The 22819-nt window shown below is 61.6% G+C and carries 18 protein-coding genes; 7 read left to right on the top strand and 11 right to left on the bottom strand.

Annotated features, from left to right (window positions below; translation table 11 throughout):
• Nucleotides 1-100 precede the first annotated feature (100 nt).
• Both queF and ACLD1X_RS06365 read right to left on the bottom strand, forming a co-directional pair.
• Nucleotides 101-931, bottom strand: coding sequence for an NADPH-dependent 7-cyano-7-deazaguanine reductase QueF (gene queF, locus ACLD1X_RS06370; protein ID WP_429366605.1), 831 nt, complete (start codon nt 929-931; stop codon nt 101-103).
• 61 nt (nt 932-992) lie between these two features.
• Nucleotides 993-1529, bottom strand: coding sequence for a cupredoxin domain-containing protein (locus tag ACLD1X_RS06365; RefSeq protein ID WP_429366604.1), 537 nt, complete (start codon nt 1527-1529; stop codon nt 993-995).
• Between the two features lie 155 nt (nt 1530-1684).
• Here ACLD1X_RS06365 and ACLD1X_RS06360 point away from each other — a divergent pair, with 155 nt between their 5' ends.
• Together ACLD1X_RS06360 and ACLD1X_RS06355 are read left to right on the top strand one after the other, a co-directional pair.
• Nucleotides 1685-2365, top strand: a complete 681-nt coding sequence (locus tag ACLD1X_RS06360) for a heavy metal response regulator transcription factor (protein WP_429366603.1) — start codon at nt 1685-1687, stop codon at nt 2363-2365.
• Nucleotides 2365-3714 carry a heavy metal sensor histidine kinase gene (locus ACLD1X_RS06355; RefSeq protein WP_429366602.1) on the top strand — a complete coding sequence of 450 codons (1350 nt, stop codon included), beginning with the start codon at nt 2365-2367 and terminating at the stop codon, nt 3712-3714. The genes ACLD1X_RS06360 and ACLD1X_RS06355 overlap by 1 nt, the downstream gene beginning before the upstream one ends.
• A 130-nt stretch (nt 3715-3844) precedes the next feature.
• On the opposite strand, the gene ACLD1X_RS06350 is transcribed toward ACLD1X_RS06355, so the two are convergent.
• The 3 genes from ACLD1X_RS06350 to ACLD1X_RS06340 all read right to left on the bottom strand — a co-directional run bounded on the left by ACLD1X_RS06350 (nt 3845) and on the right by ACLD1X_RS06340 (nt 7094).
• The gene (locus tag ACLD1X_RS06350) at nt 3845-5089 is read right to left on the bottom strand and encodes a lipoprotein-releasing ABC transporter permease subunit (RefSeq protein WP_429366601.1); all 1245 of its coding nucleotides are present in this window, start codon (nt 5087-5089) and stop codon (nt 3845-3847) included.
• Between the two features lie 63 nt (nt 5090-5152).
• Nucleotides 5153-5836 (bottom strand): lipoprotein-releasing ABC transporter ATP-binding protein LolD, encoded by a 684-nt coding sequence (lolD, locus tag ACLD1X_RS06345; RefSeq protein WP_178076692.1) that lies wholly within the window; start codon nt 5834-5836, stop codon nt 5153-5155.
• Nucleotides 5837-5843: 7 nt separating this feature from the next.
• A complete protein-coding gene (locus ACLD1X_RS06340) occupies nt 5844-7094 on the bottom strand; it encodes a lipoprotein-releasing ABC transporter permease subunit (RefSeq protein WP_429366600.1) in 1251 nt (416 codons plus the stop codon).
• Nucleotides 7095-7188: 94 nt separating this feature from the next.
• Here ACLD1X_RS06340 and ACLD1X_RS06335 point away from each other — a divergent pair, with 94 nt between their 5' ends.
• Both ACLD1X_RS06335 and ACLD1X_RS06330 read left to right on the top strand, forming a co-directional pair.
• Nucleotides 7189-7770, top strand: coding sequence for a PilZ domain-containing protein (locus tag ACLD1X_RS06335; protein ID WP_429366599.1), 582 nt, complete (start codon nt 7189-7191; stop codon nt 7768-7770).
• A gap of 14 nt (nt 7771-7784) precedes the next feature.
• The gene (locus ACLD1X_RS06330) at nt 7785-8507 is read left to right on the top strand and encodes a glycerophosphodiester phosphodiesterase (RefSeq protein ID WP_429366598.1); all 723 of its coding nucleotides are present in this window, start codon (nt 7785-7787) and stop codon (nt 8505-8507) included.
• A 42-nt stretch (nt 8508-8549) separates the two neighbouring features.
• On the opposite strand, the gene sthA is transcribed toward ACLD1X_RS06330, so the two are convergent.
• The 3 genes from sthA to ACLD1X_RS06315 form a co-directional block, all read right to left on the bottom strand.
• Nucleotides 8550-9944, bottom strand: a complete 1395-nt coding sequence (sthA, locus tag ACLD1X_RS06325; RefSeq protein WP_007984277.1) for a Si-specific NAD(P)(+) transhydrogenase — start codon at nt 9942-9944, stop codon at nt 8550-8552.
• A gap of 207 nt (nt 9945-10151) precedes the next feature.
• Nucleotides 10152-11168 carry an FAD:protein FMN transferase gene (locus ACLD1X_RS06320; RefSeq protein WP_429366597.1) on the bottom strand — a complete coding sequence of 339 codons (1017 nt, stop codon included), beginning with the start codon at nt 11166-11168 and terminating at the stop codon, nt 10152-10154.
• Nucleotides 11169-11475: 307 nt separating this feature from the next.
• Nucleotides 11476-12939 carry a glyceraldehyde-3-phosphate dehydrogenase gene (locus tag ACLD1X_RS06315; RefSeq protein ID WP_429366596.1) on the bottom strand — a complete coding sequence of 488 codons (1464 nt, stop codon included), beginning with the start codon at nt 12937-12939 and terminating at the stop codon, nt 11476-11478.
• A 363-nt stretch (nt 12940-13302) separates the two neighbouring features.
• Between ACLD1X_RS06315 and mfd the strand changes: the two genes are divergently transcribed.
• The 3 genes from mfd to ACLD1X_RS06300 are packed head-to-tail and all read left to right on the top strand — an operon-like array spanning nt 13303 to nt 20046.
• The gene (gene mfd / locus ACLD1X_RS06310) at nt 13303-16752 is read left to right on the top strand and encodes a transcription-repair coupling factor (protein WP_429366595.1); all 3450 of its coding nucleotides are present in this window, start codon (nt 13303-13305) and stop codon (nt 16750-16752) included.
• A gap of 10 nt (nt 16753-16762) precedes the next feature.
• A complete protein-coding gene (locus ACLD1X_RS06305) occupies nt 16763-17341 on the top strand; it encodes a CsiV family protein (protein ID WP_413421419.1) in 579 nt (192 codons plus the stop codon).
• Nucleotides 17342-17352: 11 nt separating this feature from the next.
• Nucleotides 17353-20046 carry an SNF2-related protein gene (locus tag ACLD1X_RS06300; protein ID WP_429366594.1) on the top strand — a complete coding sequence of 898 codons (2694 nt, stop codon included), beginning with the start codon at nt 17353-17355 and terminating at the stop codon, nt 20044-20046.
• A gap of 139 nt (nt 20047-20185) precedes the next feature.
• On the opposite strand, the gene ACLD1X_RS06295 is transcribed toward ACLD1X_RS06300, so the two are convergent.
• The 3 genes from ACLD1X_RS06295 to ACLD1X_RS06285 all read right to left on the bottom strand — a co-directional run bounded on the left by ACLD1X_RS06295 (nt 20186) and on the right by ACLD1X_RS06285 (nt 22812).
• A complete protein-coding gene (locus ACLD1X_RS06295) occupies nt 20186-20923 on the bottom strand; it encodes an S-methyl-5'-thioinosine phosphorylase (protein ID WP_429366593.1) in 738 nt (245 codons plus the stop codon).
• 12 nt (nt 20924-20935) lie between these two features.
• Complete coding sequence (gene nagZ / locus ACLD1X_RS06290; RefSeq protein ID WP_429366708.1) at nt 20936-21934, bottom strand: beta-N-acetylhexosaminidase; 999 nt, start codon at nt 21932-21934, stop codon at nt 20936-20938.
• Between the two features lie 170 nt (nt 21935-22104).
• Nucleotides 22105-22812, bottom strand: a complete 708-nt coding sequence (locus ACLD1X_RS06285; RefSeq protein ID WP_057400206.1) for a TetR/AcrR family transcriptional regulator — start codon at nt 22810-22812, stop codon at nt 22105-22107.
• Nucleotides 22813-22819 lie beyond the last annotated feature (7 nt).

Genomic DNA, 22819 nt, shown 5'->3' with positions numbered 1-22819 from the left:
GAGCGAGCTTGCTCCGGGCGGCGTTCCGACGATGGAGTGTCAGTCAGCACCTATCAAGCTGACACACCATCGCGAGCAAGCTTGCTCCTACAGGTAATCCTTACTGACGGACCAGGCGGTGGTTCGGCAGCTGCACTTCTTCAGTACTGCGATACGGGTTGATATCCAGCCCGCCACGACGCACATAACGCGCATACACCGTCAGTTTCTCCGGCTTGAGCAAGCGCTGCAGGTCAAGGAAGATCCGCTCTACGCATTGCTCATGGAAATCCGAATGCTGACGGAAGCTGACGATGTACTCGAGCAGGCTTGCGTGATCCAGCGCCGCGCCACGGTACTCCACCGCCACGCTGCCCCAGTCCGGCTGGCTGGTGACCGGGCAGTTGGACTTGAGCAAATGGCTGTGCACACACTCCTCGACGATGCGCGAATCATCGCAACGCAGCAGTTCCGGGCGTGGATGCTCGTAGTTGCTGACGCTGATATCCAGATCATCGATGCACACGCCCGGCAACGCCACGACGCCCTCGCTCTCGACATCCTTGAGGCTGCGAATGCGCACCCCCACCGGCTTGCCGGCAGCCGCTGACAAATCCTCGGCCAGCGTGGCCTCAAGGCTTGCGGTATCGGCAAATGGCGTCTGGTTCAGGGAGTTGAGGTACAGCTTGAACGACTTCGACTCGATGATGTTCGGCGAATCCGCCGGAATGCTGAATTCACCGATCGCCACCACGGGCTTGCCCGACGGCAGCAGCCACGACAGCTCGAAGCAATTCCAGAAATCCACGCCTTTGTACGGCAGGGTTTGCGCCGTCAGGCCCAGTTCCGCCCACTTCGCGGTGCGCGGGATCGGGAACAGCAAAGACGGCGTGTAAGTGGCGATGTATTCGCTGGACTTGCCCAGCGGCGAGTGTTCGGCTGCGGGATGCATGGCGGAAACCTGACTGAAGAATCAGCGGATTCTATCAGCCTTTGCTCCCGCCTTTGAGTGCTTACTGACTGACAGTCAGTTTACCGACCATGCCGGCCTGGTAATGACCGGGGATGTTGCAGGCAAACTCGAGGTTGGTGGCTTTGCTGAAGGTCCAGGTCAGCTCGGCGGCCTTGCCCGGCTCCACCAGCACGCTGTTGGGGTCATCATGCTTCATGCCGTGATCCATTTTGCCGTGATCCATGCCAGCCATGTCGCCATGGTCCATTGCTTTCATGCCGGTCGGCGTCAGCATGCCGCTCTGTTGCATCTGCAACATTTCCGCCTGGTGCCTGGCATGCATCGCCGCATCGCCGAGATTGAATTCATGCAACAACTGGCCTTTATTGACCAGCACGAAGCGCACGGTTTCCCCGGCCTTGATGTCGATGGCCTTCGGCGTGAAGGACATGTCACCCATGACCACCTCGACACTGCGGGTCGCCTTGGCCGCCGGGGCCGGCTGGCCGAAATCGTAGCCATGCCCGGCGTCCGCCCACACCGGTGAGCTCAGCGCCAGCAAACACAGGATTTGCGCCACGGATTTGCGTAAAAACATCGTCGTACTCCAACAAGATAAGGCTCGGCATGCACAAAACTTTAAACTGCCGGCACTGCCCGCAACCTGACAACCAGATTACAACTTTGTCAGGTTGACCTGTACCAATGCTTCACACGGTATAAAGCGTTCGTTCCACTTGCCATGAGTCGCCCATGAAACTGCTGATCGTCGAAGACCAAGCGAAAACCGGCCATTACCTGCGCCAGGGCCTGGCCGAGGCCGGGTTCAACACGGAACTGGTGGCCGACGGCAACACCGGTCAGCAGTTGGCCCTCAGCGGTGAATATGCCCTGCTGATTCTCGATGTGATGCTGCCCGGCCGTGATGGCTGGCAGATTCTTCAAGCGGTGCGCAGCGCTGGCCTGGACACGCCGGTACTTTTCCTGACCGCGCGTGACGCCGTGGAGGACAGGGTTCACGGCCTCGAACTGGGTGCCGACGACTATCTGGTCAAGCCGTTTGCCTTTTCCGAACTGCTGGCGCGTGTGCGCAGCCTGTTGCGTCGAGGCAGTGCCACGCCGCAGGAGACCAGCCTGCAACTGGCCGATTTGCGCCTGGACCTGATCCGTCGCCGGGTCGAACGCGGCGGACAGCGTATCGACCTGACCGCCAAGGAATTCGCCCTGCTGGAAATGCTCCTGCGCCGCCAGGGCGAAGTCCTGCCCAAGTCGCTGATTGCCTCCCAGGTCTGGGACATGAATTTCGACAGCGACACCAATGTCATCGAAGTGGCGATCCGTCGCCTGCGCCTGAAGATCGACGATGAATTCCCCAACAAGCTGATCCACACCGTGCGCGGTATGGGTTATGTCCTTGAAGAGCGCCCCGCCTGATGCGCCGCCTGTCCCTGAGCAGCCGGTTGGCGCTGCTGTTCGCGGCATGCACCGCCGTGGTGTCGCTGTTCGCCGGGGTCCTGTTCAGCCGCGCCAGCGAGGCGCACTTCATTGAACTCGACCAGCAACTGCTGGACAGCAAGTTGATTGGCTTGCGGCGGGCCCTGCACGACCTTCAGTCGAGTGACAGCCAAGTGAAGCTGGCGGAGGAGCTAAGCCGCCAGGCTGACCTGTCCCTGCGAATCACCGGCAGCGACGGCCGGCGCTGGTATGACAGCTCGACAAGCCTGCCGCAGGCATTGCCGAGCCAGCCCGGATTGTCGACGGTGAGCCACGAAGGCACGGATTATCGCGTGCTGAATGCGCCGCTTTTCCCGGACAAACCCGAATCAGCGCAACTGACCTTGCTGCTGGACATCACCCACCACCAGCACTTCCTGCAACGCATGCAGCATTTGATCTGGCTGACCGTCGGCCTGTCAGCCCTCGCCACTGCGCTGCTGGGCGCCTGGGCGGCACGCAGCGGCCTGCGCCCGTTGCGCCGGATCAGTGCGGTGGCCAGCGGTGTTTGCGCGCAATCGCTGAACTCGCGGCTGCCGGAAGACAACATGCCGCCGGAACTGGCGGAAATGGCCCACAACTTCAACGCCATGCTCGGACGCCTCGACGACTCGTTTCAGCGCCTGTCGGCGTTCTCCGCCGACATTGCCCATGAACTGCGCACGCCACTGTCGAACCTGCTGACCCACACCCAGGTCACCCTCACCCGCCCTCGCCCCATCGAGGACTACCGCGAAGCCCTGCACAGCAACCTCGAAGAACTGCAATGGATGGCGCAACTGGTCAACGACATGCTCTACCTGGCCAAGGCTGACCATGGGCTGCTGATCCCCAAACGCGAATCACTGGAACTGGCGCAAGAGACAGACCTGCTGCTGGAGTTTTTTGCGCCGCTGGCGGAAGACGCCCTGGTCACGCTTAGCCGTGAAGGCCTTGGACACATGGAAGGTGACCGCAGCATGTTACGGCGGGCCCTGTCCAACCTGCTGGACAACGCGCTGCGCTTCACCCCGGCCCAGGGCACGATACAGGTCACGATTGACGAGCAACCCGACGGACTGAGCCTGCGGGTGGAGAATTCGGGAGACGGCATTGATCCGCAGTTGCTGCCGCGCTTGTTCGACCGTTTTTACCGGGCTGACCCGGCACGCCGCGAAGGCAGCAGTGAACATGCGGGATTGGGGTTGGCGATCACCCGGTCGATCATCCGCGCCCATGGCGGGCAGATTCGTTGTGAATCGGACAATGGGTGGACCAGGTTTGTGATCGAGTTACCAAAAGGAGACTGAGGCCAGCAGTTCCGGCCTCTTCGCGGGCAAGTCGGATCGCCGCACCGCCGCTCCCACAGTTTCCGAGTCAAACGTCACATTTGTGTACGACTCAAACCCTGTGGGAGCGGGCTTGCCCGCGAAGGCGATATCAGGAATACCGCAGAGCAGTAGCCGGCTCGATCTTCGCCGCCCGCCATGCCGGGTAAACCGTGGCCAGGAAGCTCATGACGAAGCCCGCCGTGCAGATCAGCGCCACGTCCGCGCCTTGCAGCTCGGACGGCAGGTTGCTGACGAAATACACATCGGAACTGAAGATGTGCTGCCCGCTGACCCGTTCGATCCAGCCCACCATCGCACTGACGTTCAACGCAGCGATCACGCCCAGCACACCGCCAATCAGGGTGCCGACGATGCCGATCACGGTGCCCTGCACCATGAAGATCGCCATGATTTCCCGCGGTGTGGCGCCGATGGTACGCAGGATCGCGATGTCCGCGCCCTTGTCGTTCACCACCATGATCAGGGTAGCGATGATGTTGAACGCCGCCACCGCGACGATCATCAGCAACAGCAGGCCGATCATGGTTTTTTCCATTTTCATGGCACTGAACAGGCTGCCCTGGGTGTGGGTCCAGTCGTCAGCCTTGTAGGCGGCGCCCAAGCCTGTGGCGATGTCGCTCGACACCTGTGGCGCGGCATACAGGTCCTTCACCGCCAGGCGCACGCTCTGCACCTGGTTCGGGTCCCAGTGCTGCATCTGCGCGGCATCGGCCATGTGGATCAGCGCCATCGTGCCATCCAGCTCGGCGCCGACCTTGAACACGCCGACCACATTCAGGCGTTGCATGCGCGGAGTAATGCCGCCCGGCGCATTGCTGACTTCCGGCACAATCAGGGTGATCTTGTCGCCAACGTTCAAGCGGAAACGGCGCGCTGTGATCTCGCCGATCACCACGCCGAACTCGCCCGGTTTCAGGGCTTCGAGACTGCCCTGGACGATGTGCTTGGCAACAATCGAGACCTGGCCTTCCAGCGCCGGATCGACACCGCTGACCTGGATTGGCTGCATCGTGCCCTTGTAGGAGAGCATCCCTTCCATCTCGGTGAACGGCACCGCCGCCGTCACTTGCGGGTTTTTCATCGCCGCCGCTGCCACCGGCTTCCAGTCATCAATCGGGTTGACGCCGACGATGGTCGCGTGAGGCACCATGCCGAGGATGCGCGAGCTCATTTCGCGCTGGAAGCCGTTCATCACCGACAACACCACGATCATCGCCAGCACGCCGAGGGCGAGGCCGATCATCGAGGTCATCGAGATGAAGGATACAAAGCGATTGCGGCGCTTGGCGCGGGTATAGCGCGTGCCGATAAAGATCGATAACGGTCTGAACATTCGCTGGGGCACCGTATAAGAATAAAAGACCCGACGCCCTTTCAGGCATCGGGTTTCAGCCAATCAGATGGGCGTGAGGCAGCCTTCCTGCAAGTGCAGGACGCGGTCCATCTGACGGGCCAGGTTCATGTCGTGAGTCACCACCAGGAACGCCGTGCGCATCGAGGTGCTGAGTTCCAGCATCAAGTCCTGGATGCCCTGGGCGGTGTGGGCGTCGAGGTTGCCGGTCGGCTCGTCGAGCATCACCAGGCCCGGTTTGTTCACCAGGGCGCGGGCGATGGCCACACGCTGGCGCTCACCACCGGACAGTTCGGCCGGCTTGTGTTCCAGGCGATGGCCCAGCCCGACCCGCTCCAGCAATGCCGTGGCCCGTTGACGCGCTTCAGGGATCGCCGTCTTGCCGATCAGCAGCGGCATGCAGACGTTTTCCAGGGCGGTGAATTCCGGCAGCAGGTGGTGGAACTGGTACACGAAGCCCAGGGCGCGATTGCGCAGCAGGCCGCGTTTCTTCTCGCTCAGCGCCGACAGTTCCTCACCGTCGAGCCAGACACTGCCCTTGGTCGGCGTATCGAGGCCGCCCAGCAGATTGAGCAAGGTACTTTTGCCCGAACCCGACTTGCCGACAATCGCCACACGCTCGCCCGGGTGCATTTCCAGTTGCAGCCCGGCCAGGACCTCTACCGACTCCGGACCTTCCTCGTAGGATTTGCCCAGGTTGCGGCAGCTCAAGATTGCTTTATCACTCATGCCCGACTCACTCATAACGTAGCGCCTCCGCCGGCTGGGTGCGCGCGGCACGCCAGGCTGGATACAGGGTGGCGAGGAAACTCAGGACCAACGCCGCGGAGCAGACCATCACGACGTCCTGGCTCTGCACCTGCGACGGCAGGTAATCGATGAAGTACACGTCGGCGTTGAGGAACTTGTGGCCGATCAGGCCTTCGAGGGCCGAGATCGCGGCACTGACATTCAGCGCGGCGAAGATGCCGACCACGGCGCCGATGGCCGTACCGACCACGCCAATCACGGTGCCCTGCACCATGAACGTGCGCATGATCGTGCCCGGCGTGGCGCCCAGCGTGCGCAGGATCGCGATGTCGCCCTTCTTGTCGTTCACCACCATCACCAGCGTGGAAATGATGTTGAACGCGGCGACGGCAACGATCAGCAGCAGCAACAGGCCGATCATGGCTTTTTCCATGCGGATCGCCTGGTACAGGTTGCCGTGGGTACGGGTCCAGTCCCGGGCGTAGAATCGGTCTTCGCCAAGATCGCGGGCGATGCTCCACGCGGTGCGCGGTGCCTGGAACAGGTCGTCGAACTTCAGGCGCAGGCCCTGGACCTGATCCGGTTTCCAGCGATGCAGCCGGGCCAGGTCCTGCAGGTTGGTGACGCCGAGATAGCCATCGAGCTCACCGGCGCCGACATGGAAAATGCCGACCACGGTAAAGCGCTTCATGCGCGGGAACATCCCGGCCGGGGTCACGGTGACTTCCGGGGCGACGAAGGTCAGCTTGTCGCCGACGGCCGCACCGAGCTTGGTCGCGGCCTTGTCGCCGATGACGATGCCGAATTCACCCGGCACCAGATCGTCAAGTTTTCCCTGCGTCATGAAGTGATCGATGATCGACACCTGGCGCTCTTGCGCCGGGTCGATGGCATTGAGCAGCACTTTCGAGACCTTGCCGTTGTTGGTCAGCAAACCCTGCATTTGGGTAAACGGCGCCACGGCCGTCACCTGCGGATTCTGCCTGACCTTGGCCGCCAGGCTTTGCCAATCGCTGATCGGCTCGCCGGACTCGATGGTCGCGTGGGGCACCATGCCCAGCACGCGGGTGCGCATCTCATGATCGAAGCCATTCATTACCGATAGCACCACGATCATCACGACCACGCCAAGGGCGAGCCCGATCATCGAAGTCAGGGAAATGAATGACACAAAATGATTGCGACGCTTTGCACGGGTGTAACGCGTGCCGATAAATACGAAGAGAGGTCTGAACATGTCGGGGCTTGTTCGGAGGGAAAAGGAACGTCCTTGTGGCGGGGGTCGATAACCAGCTTTACACTCAGACCACCGCCGCTACCATGGGTTCGCCATGTCGACATTAGATGAAGAAGATCGCCGCGAATACTACCGTATCGAGGATACGATCGCACTGGAAATTCGGCCCCTGTCCGCTACTGAAGCGGCAGGACAGGAAGTGTTGCAGGATGCTTCCCCGCTCTTCAACCTGCTCAGCGAACTGCACCTGAGCGAATTCGAGTCGCAACACCTGTTGCGCCAGATCAGCGAACGCGACCGGAACATTGCGGCGTTCCTCAAATCCCAGAACAAACGCATCGATCTGCTAAGCCAGGTGATCGCCATCACCGTGCTCGGGCAAATCGGCGAACCGCAGCCGGTGATCATTTCCGAAGGCGGCATCGACTTTCAGCATCCATCGCCCATTGCCGCCGGCGCACGCCTGTCGGTCAAGCTGGTGCTGATGCCGCAAGCCCTTGGCCTGCTGCTGCGCGCCCGCGTCACCCATTGCGACCGCAAGGGCGATGGTTATGACGTCGGCACCGAGTTCGAGCACCTGACCGACGCCCAGCGCCAACTGCTGGCCCGCCACATCTTGCAAAAGCAAGCCCAGGAACGACGCCTGGCCCGCGAACAACTCGAATCAGGCAATTAATTTAAGGAAGAACCGTGACCCTCATCTACGGCCATCGCGGCGCCAAGGGCGAAGCACCGGAAAACACCCTGACCAGCTTTCAGGAATGTCTCAAGCACGGCGTGCGTCGCTGCGAACTGGACCTGCACCTGTCCATGGACGGCGAGCTGATGGTCATCCACGACCCGACCCTCAAACGCACCACCGACCGTCGCGGCAAGGTCGTCGAACACACGGCGGCCGAGCTTGTGACCTATGACGCACGCAAGGGTGGCCCGGGCTGGATCAAGCCCTGCCCGATTCCGACGCTGGAAGAACTGTTCGAAAAATGCGACTTCGATCACTGGCAGCTGGAAGTCAAGAGCGCATCACGCATGCGTGCCGCGACCACCGTGCTGGCGATTCGCGAAATGGCCCAGCGTCACGGCCTGATGGACAAGGTGACCATTACATCGAGTTCACGCGAAGTATTGAAGGCAGCACTGGAACTGGTGCCGGACGTATCCCGCGGACTGGTGGCCGAGTACGCCTGGCTCGACCCGCTGAAGGTCGCGGCCAGTTATGGCTGTGAGATCCTGGCGCTGAACTGGACCCTGTGCACGCCGGAACGCCTGCAAAGGGCGCAGCGTCAGGGGCTGCATGTGTCGGTGTGGACCGTCAACGAGCCTGCGCTGATGCGCAGACTCGCCGACTTCGGCGTTGACAGCCTGATTACAGACTTTCCCGGTTTGGCCACTGCCACGCTCGAGAATTGCTGAAATCGGTCTCCCCGGCCGGCTCAGGCCACCGGCCGGAGCCGCTCAAAAAAGCCGGTTGAGGCCGTCGTACGCCGCTACCCGATAGGCTTCGGCCATGGTCGGGTAGTTGAACGTGGTGTTGACGAAGTACTTGAGCGTGTTCAGTTCGCCCGGCTGGTTCATGATCGCCTGGCCGATGTGCACGATCTCCGACGCCTGATAACCGAAGCAGTGAACGCCCAGCACTTCCAGGGTCTCGCGGTGGAACAGGATCTTCAGCATGCCTTGCGGCTCGCCGGCGATCTGCGCCCGCGCCATGCTCTTGAAGAACGCCTTGCCGACTTCGTACGGCACCTTGGCCTGGGTCAGCTCCTGCTCGTTCTTGCCGATCGAGCTGATCTCCGGAATGGTGTAGATGCCGGTTGGCACGTCGTTCACAAAACGCCAGCTACCGTTGTCCACGATGCTGCCAGCGGCCGAACGGCCCTGGTCGTGGGCGGCACTGGCCAGGCTTGGCCAGCCGATCACGTCACCGGCGCCGTAGATGTTCGGCACGCAAGTGCGGTACGCCTCGTCGACTTCGATCTGGCCACGGCTGTTGACCTTCACGCCGATGTTTTCCAGACCCAACTGGTCGGTGTTGCCGGTACGACCGTTGCACCAGAGCAAGGCGTCGGCCTTGATCTTCTTGCCGGACTTGAGGTGCAGGATCACGCCATTGTCCACGCCTTCGACACGGTCGTAGTCTTCGTTGTGGCGAACCGTGATGTTGTTGTTGCTGAAGTGATAACTCAGGGCCTGGGAGATTTCCGAATCCAGGAAGCTGAGCAATTGACCACGGTTGTCCACCAGTTCGACCAGCACGCCCAGGCCACTGAAGATCGAGGCGTATTCGCAGCCGATCACGCCAGCGCCGTAAACGATGAGTTTGCGCGGGGTGTGGCCGAGGCTGAGGATGGTGTCGCTATCGTAGATACGCGGGTGGTGGAAATCGATGTCCGCCGGGCGATAAGGACGCGAACCGGTAGCGATGATGATGTGCTTGGCCACCAGTTTTTCGACCACGCCGTTGGCGCAGACCACTTCGATGGTTTGCTCGTCGGCGAAGCTGCCGGTGCCGAAGAACACGTCGACGCGGTTACGGGCGTAGTAGCCGGTACGCGAAGCGACTTGTTTGGAGATGACCTTCTCGGCGCTTTTCAACACGTCCGGGAACGAGAACCAGCGTGGTTCGCCAATGGCCCGGAACATCGGGTTGGTGTTGAACTGCATGATCTGCCGCACCGAGTGACGCAGTGCCTTGGACGGGATGGTGCCCAAGTGAGTGCAGTTGCCGCCGACCTGGCGACGGCTATCGACCATCGCCACCTTGCGCCCTGCCTTGGCGGCGTTCATTGCCGCGCCTTCCCCCGCCGGGCCGGAACCCAACACCACCACGTCGTAGTTGTAGACAGCCATGCGTACTCCTCAGAACAGGCCGCGGCACCCTCGGCACCTGCGGCTAAATCACGCCAACCTGCGGCATGAAGGAACAATTTGGGGTCAGTGCAGAACCCGGACACAGTCTATAGAAGCGTCAACGCCGCGCACATTAACCCTTGGTCGCGTCGTAGGCTACTTTTGCCTGCACTACAACGCCAGTTTTCAATGCTCAAATCGCCACAATCACTTGGTTTTTTTGCCACTGAGGCGTTCAAAAGCGTGACTGCTGCGTGTGACGAAACCTGTATCGGCACGAATCACAAAAAATGCGCCGATATCGTGTTTTTCTGCGTAGTCCCAACCGCGCTCCGGGCCGAGAATCAGCAACAGCGTCGATAAGCCATCGGCCATCAATGCCGAAGGATGAATGACCGTGACCGACGCCAGGGCATGCGAGACCGGCGCACCGGTACGCGCATCGAAGGTGTGGGAAAAACGCTGGCCACCCTGCTCAAAATAATTCCGGTAGTCGCCGGAGGTGGACAGGCCATATCCGTCGACAAGCACGACGCGCTCGGCGACTTGCCGGTCATCCCGAGGTTCTTCCAGGGCAATGCGCCATGGCGAACCGTCGGCCTTCCTGCCGGACGCCTTGAGCTCCCCCGTCGCTTCCGCGAGGTAATCGTGAATGCCCATGGCCTCGAGCCTTGCGGCAATCGTGTCCACCGCATAACCGGCGGCGATGCTGTTGAAATCGACCTCGACGGCGGCGTCCTTGCACAACTGGTCGCCGTCGATGCGCAAATGTTGGTGACCGACGCGGCTGCGGGCTTCAGCGAGTGCTTCGGCGGTCGGGACCTTTTCCTCACGGGCCTGCGGGCCGAAGCCCCAGAGGTTCAGCAACGGCACCACCGTCAGGTCGTAGGAACCGTCGCTTTGCACCGACAGTTGCTCGCCCACGCGGACCAGTTCGAGGATCGGCGCAGGCATCGCCTGACAGCGGTTGGCCGGCAATGCATTGAAGCGCTCGATGTCCGAGTCACTGCGGTACGTCGACATTTGCCGGTCAATGTCAGCAAGGATTTGCTCGACCTCGACACGGACTTCGTCCGGCGCCGGAAGACCGGCATGGCGCACATACTTGATCGAATAAGTGCTGCCCATGGTCGGGCCACCGAAGTTTTCCAGAGTGTCGCCGTTGCCGCAGCCTGATAGTGCGCCGAGCAGCAAAAAAACCACCCCCTGCCACCTGATCAACAATTCCCGAGCCCCCCCCCCCCAATACCCCCCCCTGACACGCCGCCAGGACCAGCCATTATGCGATAGAACTGTGGGAGCGGGCTTGCCCGCGATGAGGCCAGAGCGAACAACCTCTCCCCCCCCCTCCCCCCCCCCCCCACGCCCCCCCCCTGACACGCCACCAGGACCAGCCATTGTGCGGTAGAACTGTGGGAGCGGGCTTGCCCGCGATGAGGCCAGAGCGAACAACATATCCCTCAATAGACAAAAGCAGCGCAAACAAAAACGCCCCGACCAAGGTCGGGGCGTTTTCATGTGCAACTAAGGCTTAGCGCGGGAATGCTGGCGGGTTTACACCGGCCATGTCTTCCATCACGCGAACCACCTGGCAGCTGTAACCGAACTCGTTGTCGTACCAGACGTACAGAACAACGCGGTTATCCTGGGTGATGGTCGCTTCAGCGTCCACTACGCCTGCGTGGCGCGAACCAACGAAGTCGGTGGAAACCACTTCCTGGGAGCTCACGTAGTCGATCTGCTTGTGCAGTTCCGAGTGCATGGCCATCTGGCGCAGGTACTCGTTGATCTCTTCGCGAGTGGTGGCCTTTTCCAGGTTCAGGTTCAGGATGGCCATCGACACGTTCGGCGTAGGAACGCGAATCGCGTTGCCGGTCAGCTTGCCCTTGAGCACTGGCAGCGCCTTGGCGGCTGCGGTGGCGGCACCGGTCTCGGTGATTACCATGTTCAGCGGCGCGGCGCGGCCACGACGGCTGCCCTTGTGGAAGTTGTCGATCAGGTTCTGGTCGTTGGTGAACGAGTGAACGGTTTCGACGTGGCCGTTGACGATGCCGTACTTGTCGTTGACTGCCTTGAGCACCGGCACGATGGCGTTGGTGGTGCAGGAAGCCGCCGAGATGATCTTGTCGTCAGGGCTGATGTCGCCATGGTTGATGCCGTGCACGATGTTCTTCAGCGCGCCCTTGCCAGGTGCGGTGAGGATCACGCGGGCAGCGCCAGGGCAGGCCAAGTGCTGGCCCAGGCCGTCAGCGTCACGCCATACGCCGGTGTTGTCGACGATCAGGGCGTTTTCGATGCCGTACTGGGTGTAGTCGACTTCGGCCGGGCTCTTGGCGTAGATAACCTGGATCAGGTTGCCGTTGGCGGTGATGGTGTTGTTGGCTTCATCAATGGTGATGGTGCCATCGAACGGACCATGGACCGAGTCGCGACGCAGCAGGCTGGCGCGCTTGACCAGGTCGTTCTCGGCGCCCTTGCGCACAACGATGGCGCGCAGGCGCAGGCCGTCGCCACCACCGGTTTTCTCGATCAGGATGCGTGCCAGCAGACGGCCGATACGACCGAAGCCGTACAGGACAACGTCGGTGCCTTTGCGGGCGGAAGCGTTCTGCTGGCCAACCACGTCGGCCAGCTCTTCACGGACGAACTGCTCGGCAGTACGACCATTGGCCTGGGCCTTGTATTTGCCCGCCAGCTTGCCCAGGTCTACCGAGGCGGCGCCGAGCTTGAGCTCGCTCATCGCCTTGAGCAGCGGGAATGTTTCGTGGACGGAGAGTTCGGTTTCGTCGGTCTGGCGATGACGGGCAAAGCGGTGTGCTTTGAGGATCGAAATCACCGAGCGGTTGATCAGGCTGCGGCCATAGATCGAGCTCACCACGTTGTTATTGCGGTAGAGCTGACCGATAAGCGGAATCATCGCTTCTGCGAGTGCTTCACGGTCGATCCATTCACCAAGACACTGGTCGGGCTTCTGAGTCACGGGAACCTTCCACATGTAGGGGCAGAAAAAAGGGGCTACATTATGCCGCCGAGTGACAGCCGTAGCAATGCGCGCCCGTCGTGCTTTACGTAACAATTCGTCGTTCAAAAAAATTACGCCGCGCTCCAGCCCAATAAAACCGGGACTTGTAGCGCAGTCAATTTTTTGGAGGGCACACCACCTTGTCCGTAACCCTCCGTAACACTCGTTGTTTTTGCCACTACATATTCATTAATTTTAGGTAAAAAAGCGCCGAATTTTGTCTTTACCACTACATTTCGCCAAACCCGTGCTTTAGACACAGTCAGCAACTGACAGGCGGCATCGTAGACCGCTACAATTACCGACTTTGTCGCAACGCTTGGAGCTCAACCTTCCGTGCCCGTTCTGCGTCTACCGCTTCTCCCTGCCGCGGCAGGTAAACAGCACTGGGGCAACCTGCCCGGTGCCGCCCTGAGCCTGGCCATTGCCGAGGCCGCCAGCGCTGCCAAGCGCTTTACCCTGCTGCTGACCGCCGACAGCCAAAGTGCCGAACGGCTGGAACAGGAGCTGGGTTTCTTCGCCCCGGATTTGCCCGTATTGCACTTTCCCGACTGGGAAACCCTGCCCTACGACCTGTTCTCGCCGCACCAGGACATCATTTCCCAGCGAATCTCCGCGCTCTATCGACTGCCGGAGCTGAGCCACGGGGTGCTGGTGGTACCGATCACCACCGCCCTGCACCGCCTGGCACCGACCAAATTCCTGCTTGGCAGCAGCCTGGTGCTGGATGTCGGCCAGAAGCTCGATGTCGAACAGATGCGCACCCGGCTTGAAGCCACCGGTTATCGCTATGTCGATACCGTGTACGAGCATGGCGAATTCACCGTACGCGGTTCACTGATCGACCTGTTCCCGATGGGCAGCAAGCTGCCGTATCGCATCGACCTGTTCGACGACGAAATCGAGACCCTGCGCACCTTCGACCCGGAGAACCAGCGTTCCATCGACAAGGTGGACTCGGTCAAGCTGCTGCCGGCCAAGGAATTCCCGCTGGAGAAAGAAGCCGTTACCCGCTTCAAGGCCCGGTTCCGCGAGCGTTTCGATGTCGACTTCCGCCGTTGCCCGATCTTCCAGGACCTCAACAGCGGAATCACCCCGGCCGGCATCGAGTACTACCTGCCACTGTTCTTTGAAGAAACCTCCACGCTCTTCGATTACCTGCCCCAGGACACGCAAGTGTTCTCATTGCCAGGCATCGAGCAAGCGGCGGAAAACTTCTGGAACGACGTGCGCAATCGCTATCAAGAACGCCGCGTCGATCCGTCCCGTCCTTTATTGCCACCCGCCGAGCTGTTCCTGCCGGTGGAAGACTGTTTCGCCCGCCTGAAGAGTTGGCCACGAGTGGTCGCCAGCCAGCAGGACGTGGAAACCGGTTCCGGCCGCGAGCGCTTTCCCGCGCGGGAATTGCCGAACCTGGCCATCGAAGCCAAGGCCACCCAGCCGCTGGCGGCGCTGTCGGGTTTCCTCGACCAGTTCCCCGGCCGCGTGTTGTTTACCGCCGAATCGGCAGGCCGCCGCGAAGTGCTGCTGGAACTGCTGGAACGCCTGAAGCTGCGCCCGAAGACCGTCGACAGCTGGCCGGACTTTGTCGCCGGCAAGGAGCGCCTGGCGATTACCATCGCGCCGCTCGATGAAGGCCTGCAGCTCGACGACCCGGCCCTGGCCCTGGTTGCCGAAAGCCCGCTGTTCGGCCAGCGCGTGATGCAGCGTCGGCGCCGCGAAAAACGCGCCGATGCCAACAACGATGCCGTCATCAAGAACCTCACCGAACTGCGTGAAGGTGCGCCAGTGGTGCATATCGACCACGGTGTCGGCCGCTACCTGGGCCTGGCGACCCTGGAAATCGACAACCAGACCGCCGAGTTCCTCGCCCTGGAATACGCCGAAGGCGCCAAGCTGTATGTGCCGGTGGCCAACCTGCACCTGATCGCCCGCTACACCGGCAGCGACGATGCCCTGGCCCCGCTGCACCGCCTCGGCTCCGAGACCTGGCAGAAAGCCAAGCGCAAGGCCGCCGAACAGGTTCGCGACGTGGCCGCCGAGCTGCTCGACATCTATGCGCGCCGCGCAGCCCGGGAAGGCTACGCCTTCGCCGATCCGAAAGCCGACTACGCCACCTTCAGCGCCGGTTTCCCGTTTGAAGAGACCCCGGACCAGCAGACCACCATCGAAGCGGTGCGCGAAGACATGCTCGCACCCAAGCCCATGGATCGCCTGGTGTGCGGCGACGTCGGCTTCGGCAAGACCGAAGTGGCAATGCGCGCGGCGTTCATTGCCGTGCATGGCGGCAGGCAAGTGGCGATCCTGGTGCCGACCACCCTGCTCGCCCAGCAGCACTACAACAGCTTCCGCGACCGCTTCGCCGACTGGCCGGTGACCGTAGAAGTGATGAGCCGCTTCAAGTCGGCCAAGGAAGTGAATGCGGCGGTCGCAGACCTGGCCGAAGGCAAGATCGACATCGTCATCGGCACACACAAGCTGCTGCAGGACGACGTCAAGATCAAGAACCTGGGCCTGGTGATCATCGACGAGGAACACCGTTTCGGCGTGCGCCAGAAAGAACAGCTCAAGGCGCTGCGCAGCGAAGTCGACATCCTGACCCTGACCGCCACGCCGATTCCGCGCACGCTGAACATGGCGGTGTCGGGCATGCGCGACCTGTCGATCATCGCCACACCGCCGGCCCGTCGCCTGTCGGTACGCACCTTCGTCATGGAGCAGAACAAGAGCACGGTCAAAGAGGCCCTGCTGCGTGAGCTGCTGCGTGGCGGTCAGGTCTACTACCTGCACAACGATGTGAAGACCATCGAGAAATGCGCCGCCGACCTTGCCGAACTGGTACCGGAAGCGCGCATCGGCATCGGTCACGGGCAGATGCGCGAACGCGAACTCGAACAGGTGATGAGCGACTTCTACCACAAGCGCTTCAACGTGCTGATCGCCTCGACCATCATCGAGACCGGCATCGACGTGCCGAGCGCCAACACCATCATCATCGAGCGCGCCGACAAGTTCGGCCTGGCACAGCTGCACCAATTGCGCGGCCGGGTCGGGCGCAGCCACCACCAGGCATACGCCTACCTGCTGACGCCACCGCGCCAGCAAATCACCCCGGACGCGGAAAAGCGCCTGGAAGCGATTGCCAACACCCAGGACCTCGGCGCGGGCTTCGTGCTCGCCACCAACGACCTGGAAATCCGTGGCGCCGGCGAACTGCTCGGTGACGGCCAGAGCGGGCAGATCCAGGCTGTCGGTTTCACGCTGTACATGGAAATGCTCGAGCGCGCAGTGAAGTCGATCCGCAAGGGTGAGCAGCCAAACCTCGATCAACCGCTGGGCGGTGGTCCGGAAGTCAACTTGCGCGTACCGGCACTGATTCCGGAAGACTATCTGCCGGATGTCCACGCGCGCCTGATTCTCTACAAGCGCATTGCCTCGGCCACCGATGAAGACGGCCTGAAGGATCTGCAGGTGGAGATGATCGATCGTTTCGGCCTGTTGCCGGAACCGACCAAGAACCTGATCCGCATCACTGCATTGAAGTTGCAGGCCGAGCAGCTGGGCATCAAGAAAGTCGATGGCGGCCCCCAAGGCGGTCGCGTCGAGTTCGCCGCACAGACGCCGGTCGACCCGCTGACCCTGATCAAGCTGATCCAGAGCCAGCCAAAACGCTACAAATTCGAAGGCGCCACGATGTTCAAGTTCATGGTTCCGATGGAGCGCCCGGAAGAGCGCTTTAATACTGTAGAGGCGCTTTTCGAGCGCCTCGTTCCGACAACTGCTTGAAGGACGCCGCATGCGCCTGTTTCGCTCACTGACTTTGCTGACCCTGTTGATGCCGGCACTGGTTGCGCCTACGGCATTTGCCGATGACCTGTATCAGGTCGAAATGATTCTGGTCCGGCAAAACGCCGTGCCGGCGATTGTCAGCCGTGCCGCGCCGGAAGACTGGGCGGCTGGCGCCCAACCCGTCAGCCCCGACAGCCTGCGCACGCCAAGCCTGAACGGCGAGGTCGAAAAACTCACCAGCAGTGCCGACTACACGGTGTTGCTGCACAAGGCCTGGCAACAGACCCTCGGCGAAGCTGGCAGCAAAGTGGCGATCAGCGACGGCAAGGAACAATATGGTCAGTTCCCGATCGAGGGCACGCTGAACATGAAACTGGGACGCTTTACCGACGTCGACGCCGATTTCTGGGTCAATCAGATCGATGCCAATGGCATGGTGACTGCCAGCGAGCGCTTGAAACAGGAAAGCCACACCAAGAACGGCCAGCTGAACTTCCTCGACAACGGCCACCTCGGCCTGCTGATCAAGATCACCTCGCTGACCGCCCCAGCCCCTCGCCCAGCTCCCGAAGAAATTCCGGACTGATTGAAGTCCCTATGTCAGCGACCCTGAGCAAACCCCTGGCGCCGTCCTGGGTCAGCCGATTCAAGGAACAGAGCCTGGAGCGTGGCCGTCGCTACGCGCTGGAGAATCGTGTCAGGATCGTTGAAGCCGGCGACGCCACGATCATCGCCGCCTGCGAAGGCTCTGGCGGTAACGTCTACCGTCAGACCATTCGCCTGCGCGAGTCAGCCAAGGGCACCCTGCTGATGGTCGACGCCACCTGCTCCTGCCCGGTCCACAACAACTGCAAGCATTGCGCAGCGGTGCTCCTGCAAGTGCAGGAAACCCTCGACTACCCCGCCGCCGCCAAAGACGCCGAACTCCTGGAAAAACTCCAGGCCGTCCTGGAAAACCGCAGCCCGAAAGCCCCGCCACAGGTGCTGGTGGACAATGTGCAGCCCGTCCCGCGCCTGTGGCTGGCCAGCATCGAGTTCAGCGCGTTCGAACCGCGCAACGGTCGAATGCAGCGTTACATTCAGCATCGCGCGGCGCTGTCTTTCAGTTACCTGGACGAGTACGTCAGCGGTCAGAAAAACGCCGACATCCTGATTCGTCAGGAAACCCAGACGCTGCGGATAAAACGCCACCCGGAAGTGGAACAGTCCTACCGGGAACAGCTGCGAATCCTCGGCTTCAAAGTGGCCACCCGGCAAAGCAAGGCCTTGCCGGAAAGTGCCGGCGAGCTGTTCGAGATGGTCAATGACAGCGCCTGGCTGACCTTCACCCTCAATGAACTGCCGAAGTTGCGCACCCACGGCTGGGAATTGCAGATCGACGAGGACTTCGGGTTCGACCTGACGGCGGTAGACGACTGGTACGCCACGGTCGAACAGGTACCGGAGCGCGACTGGTTCGACCTGGAACTGGGGATCATCGTCAACGGCGAACGCCTGAGCCTGCTGCCGATCCTGCTCAACCTGATGCGTTCCCACACCGAAATCCTCAACCCGGAACGCCTTGCCCGACGGCGCGACGACGAGCTGATCCTGGTCAATATCCCCCATCGCCCGAACTCCGAACACGGCCCGCTGCAAGTCGCCCTGCCCTTCGGCCGCCTGAAGCCGGTGCTGGCAACCCTCGGCGAGTTCTACCTGCAGGAGCCCGGCGAAACCACACTGCGCCTGAGCAAGGCCGATGCCACGCGCCTGAACCCGCTGGAAGACATGCCACTGCTCTGGGAAGGTGGAGAGCAGATTCGCACCTTTGCCCAGCGCCTGCGCGATATCAAGGACCACACGGCCACCGTCCCGGACGGCCTGAATGCAACGCTGCGCCCTTATCAGCTCGAAGGCTTGAGTTGGATGCAGTCACTGCGACAGCTGGAAGTGGGCGGAATTCTCGCGGACGACATGGGCCTGGGCAAAACCCTGCAGACACTGGCGCACGTCCTGAGCGAGAAAAACGCCGGCCGCCTCGATCGGCCGTGCATGGTCGTGATGCCGACCAGCCTGATCCCCAACTGGCTCGACGAAGCGGCGCACTTTACGCCGCAGCTCAAAGTCCTGGCGCTGTACGGTGCCAGCCGCAAGAAGCACTTCGACAAGCTGGCCGACTACGACCTGATCCTGACCACCTATGCGCTGCTGCCCAAGGATGTCGAACGCCTCGCGGCGCAGCCCTTGCACATACTGGTGCTGGATGAAGCGCAATACATCAAGAACCCGGGCAGCAAGGCCGCCCAGGCTGCCCGCGAGCTCAACGCCCGGCAGCGCCTGTGCCTGAGCGGCACACCGCTGGAAAACCATCTCGGCGAACTGTGGTCGCTGTTCCACTTCCTCCTGCCCGGCTGGCTGGGTGACGTCAAAAGCTTCAACCGCGATTACCGCGTGCCGATTGAAAAACGCACCAGCGAGGTCAGGCTTCAGCACCTCAACGGCCGGATCAAGCCGTTCCTGCTGCGCCGCACCAAGGAACAGGTGGCCACCGAGCTGCCACCGAAAACCGAGATCATCCACTGGGTCGAGCTCAACGAGGCCCAACGCGATGTCTACGAGACGATGCGCCTGGCCATGGACAAGAAAGTCCGCGACGAGATCACCCGCAAAGGCGTGGCCCGCAGCCAGATCATCATTCTGGAAGCGCTGCTCAAGCTGCGCCAGGTGTGCTGCGATTTGCGCCTGGTCAACGAAGCGCCCCTGCCAAGCCGTGGCAGCACGTCAGGCAAGCTCGACAGCCTGATGGAAATGCTCGAGGAATTGTTCGAGGAAGGTCGGCGGATCCTGCTGTTCTCCCAGTTCACTTCAATGCTGTCGCTGATCGAGGACGAACTGAACAAACGCGGCGTGGCCTACGCCCTGCTGACCGGCCAGACCCGCGACCGCCGCACCCCCGTGAAGGAATTCCAGAGCGGCAAGCGTCAGATTTTTCTGATCAGCCTCAAGGCCGGTGGCGTGGGCCTGAACCTGACCGAAGCGGACACGGTGATTCATTACGACCCGTGGTGGAACCCGGCAACGGAAAACCAGGCGACCGACCGGGCGTATCGCATCGGCCAGGAGAAGCCGGTGTTCGTTTACAAAATGATTGCCCGCGGCACGGTGGAAGAAAAGATTCAGCACCTGCAAAAGGAAAAATCCGACCTCGCGGCCGGCGTGCTGGATGGCCGCCAGGCCGGGGACTGGAAACTGCAGAACGATGATATCGAGGCGCTGTTTGCGCCACTGCCGAAAAACCTCGAAAAACGTTGAGATTTGCAGTGTTTGAACCGGCCTCTTCGCTGGCAAGCCAGCTCCCACAGTGACCGCGTCGAACACAATTTCTGCGAACGACACTGAACCTGTGGGAGCGGGCTTGCCCGCGAAGGGGTCGACTCGGTGTATCGACTGATCAGCCCTCGAGCACCCGCGCCAGCGTCGATTTCACCTTGCCCATGCCGTCATGCAAAGCCTGCTCGATATCGGCCATGGTGATCACCGCCGTCGACTTGCCCGCCGCCGGGTTCACCACCAGCGCCAGGCAGGCGTAATCCAGTTCCAGCTCGCGGGCCAGGGCCGCTTCCGGCATCCCCGTCATGCCGACGATGTCGCAGCCATCGCGCTCCAGCCGGGCGATTTCAGCCACCGTCTCCAGACGCGGCCCTTGAGTGCAGGCATACACGCCATGACTGCTGTAGCCCACGCCTTCCGCTGCCAAAGCCGCGATCAGTTGCTGGCGCAAAGGTTCGCTGTAGGGATAGCTGAGGTCGATATGGGTGACGTGCTCCAGATCATCGGCAAAGTAAGTGTGTTCACGACCGCTGGTGTAGTCGATCAACTGGTGCGGCACGCAGAAATGCCCAGTGCCCATGGCGGCATGGATGCCACCCACGGCATTGACCGCGAGAATCGCCTGCGCCCCGGCCTGCTTCAGCGCCCAGAGGTTGGCGCGGTAGTTGACCTGATGCGGCGGAAAACGATGCGGATGACCGTGACGTGCCAGGAACAGCACTTCCTTGCCGGCGTACTCACCGATCTGGACATCGGCCGAAGGGGCACCGTAAGGCGTGCCCACTGTCAGTGACTGACGAATGCTCAGGCCTTCGAGCTGAGTCAGGCCAGTGCCACCGATAATTGCGTAAACCGTCATAACGAACAGTCCTTAATCAATCAATTGAGCTTCTTTGAGCGCACCGACAGCGGTCAGCCAGCGAGGGTCCTGACGGTATTCGGTGCTGGCGAACGACTGGCCGCGCATCCGTGCAATACGCCCGGACGGCTTGACCTTCAGCCGCTGGGCAGCGCTCAGGGCGAGCTCGGCGGCCGCACGGTCGTTGCACACCAGGCCCATGTCGCAACCGGCTGTCAGCGCGGCTTCGATTCGACTGGCGGCATCGCCGACCACGTGAGCCCCCGCCATGGACAAGTCATCACTGAAGATCACCCCGTCGAATTGCAACTCGCCACGCAGGATTTCCTGCAACCAGCGCCGGGAAAAACCGGCCGGCTGGGCGTCGACTTGTGGGTAGATCACATGGGCGGGCATGACCGCGGCCAGTTGCTTGCTCAATTTGGCAAAGGGCACCAGATCGTTGGCGCGGATCTCATCGAGGCTGCGCTCATCATTCGGGATCGCGACGTGGGAATCCGCTTCGGCCCAGCCGTGGCCGGGGAAGTGCTTGCCGGTGGCCGCCATGCCTGCGCTGTTCATCCCGCGGATGAATGCACCGGCCAACAGGGCGGCGCGCTCCGGATCACCCTCGAACGAACGGGTACCCACCACCGCGCTGCGTTGGTAATCGAGGTCGAGCACCGGGGCGAAACTCAGGTCCAGGCCAACAGCCAACACTTCGGTCGCCATGATCCAGCCGCACTGCTCGGCCAGGTATTCGGCGTTCGGGTTGTCGGCAATGGCACGCATGGCGGGCAACCGCACGAAACCCTGGCGCAGGCGCTGCACGCGGCCGCCCTCTTGATCCACCGCCAACAGCAGGTCGGGACGAATGGCGCGAATGGCTGCACTCAGCTCGCGCACTTGCCGCGGATGCTCGATGTTACGGGCAAAGATGATCAAGCCACCCACTTCGGGCTGGCGCAACAATTGGCGATCTTCGGCCGTCAGCCAGGTACCGGCGACGTCCACCATCAACGAGCCTTGCAAGCCAGCAGTCATAGTTTTTCCTTGATAACAGAAAACCCGTCCCACACGAATACGCCGCCAGGGGCTGTGCCCGGCAGGTCGGCGGTATCGATGGGAAACGGGTTCAGAAACAGAGTCGGCATGGGCGGCTAGCTTAGCGGATGTCAGCTGCCGCGCCCACCCGTGTACGGTCAAACCTTGGCGGCAACCGGTGTCGATTTACTGCGCGGACGCAACTGGGCAGTGGCCATGGCCGCATCCGTCACACCGGATTCGGCACGCATGCCGGCGGCCAGGAATGGCACCATCAGACGCATGACCTGCTCGATCGAAGTGTTCACGCCGAAGTCGGTTTCGGCAATCGCGCGCAAGGCCTTGATACCGGACATGCTGAACGCCGCCGCACCCAGCATGAAGTGCACGCGCCAGAACAGCTCGATAGGAGGAATACGCGGCGCCGCTTCGTTGACCAGCATCATGTAGCGGCGGAACACCTTGCCGTACATGTCTTCCAGATAACGACGCAAGTGCCCCTGGCTCTGGCTGAACGCCAGCCCCAGCAAACGCATGAAGATCGACAGGTCATTGCCGCTGCGCGGCTGCACCACCAGCGCCTGCTCGACGAGGATTTCCAGCAACTCTTCGAGTGTCGGCCTGATTTCAGGCTTGGCCTGGCGCCGCTCCAGCTCTTTATCGAGACTGATGCAGAACGGCCCGAGGAACCGCGAGAAAACCGCCTGGATCAACGCCTTCTTCGAACCGAAGTGATAGTTCACCGCCGCCAGGTTGACACCTGCCTTGCTGGTGATCAGACGCAACGAGGTTTCAGCGAAACCTTTTTCCGCGAACAACTGCTCGGCGGCATCAAGAATGCGTTCAACGGTTTCCGACTGGGCCATGGCTACT

The sequence above is a fragment of the Pseudomonas sp. 18173 genome (assembly GCF_050432945.1).
Lineage (GTDB): Bacteria > Pseudomonadota > Gammaproteobacteria > Pseudomonadales > Pseudomonadaceae > Aquipseudomonas.
Note: the sequence above shows the minus strand (reverse complement) of the source record. Positions and strands in the feature narration are given on the sequence as shown.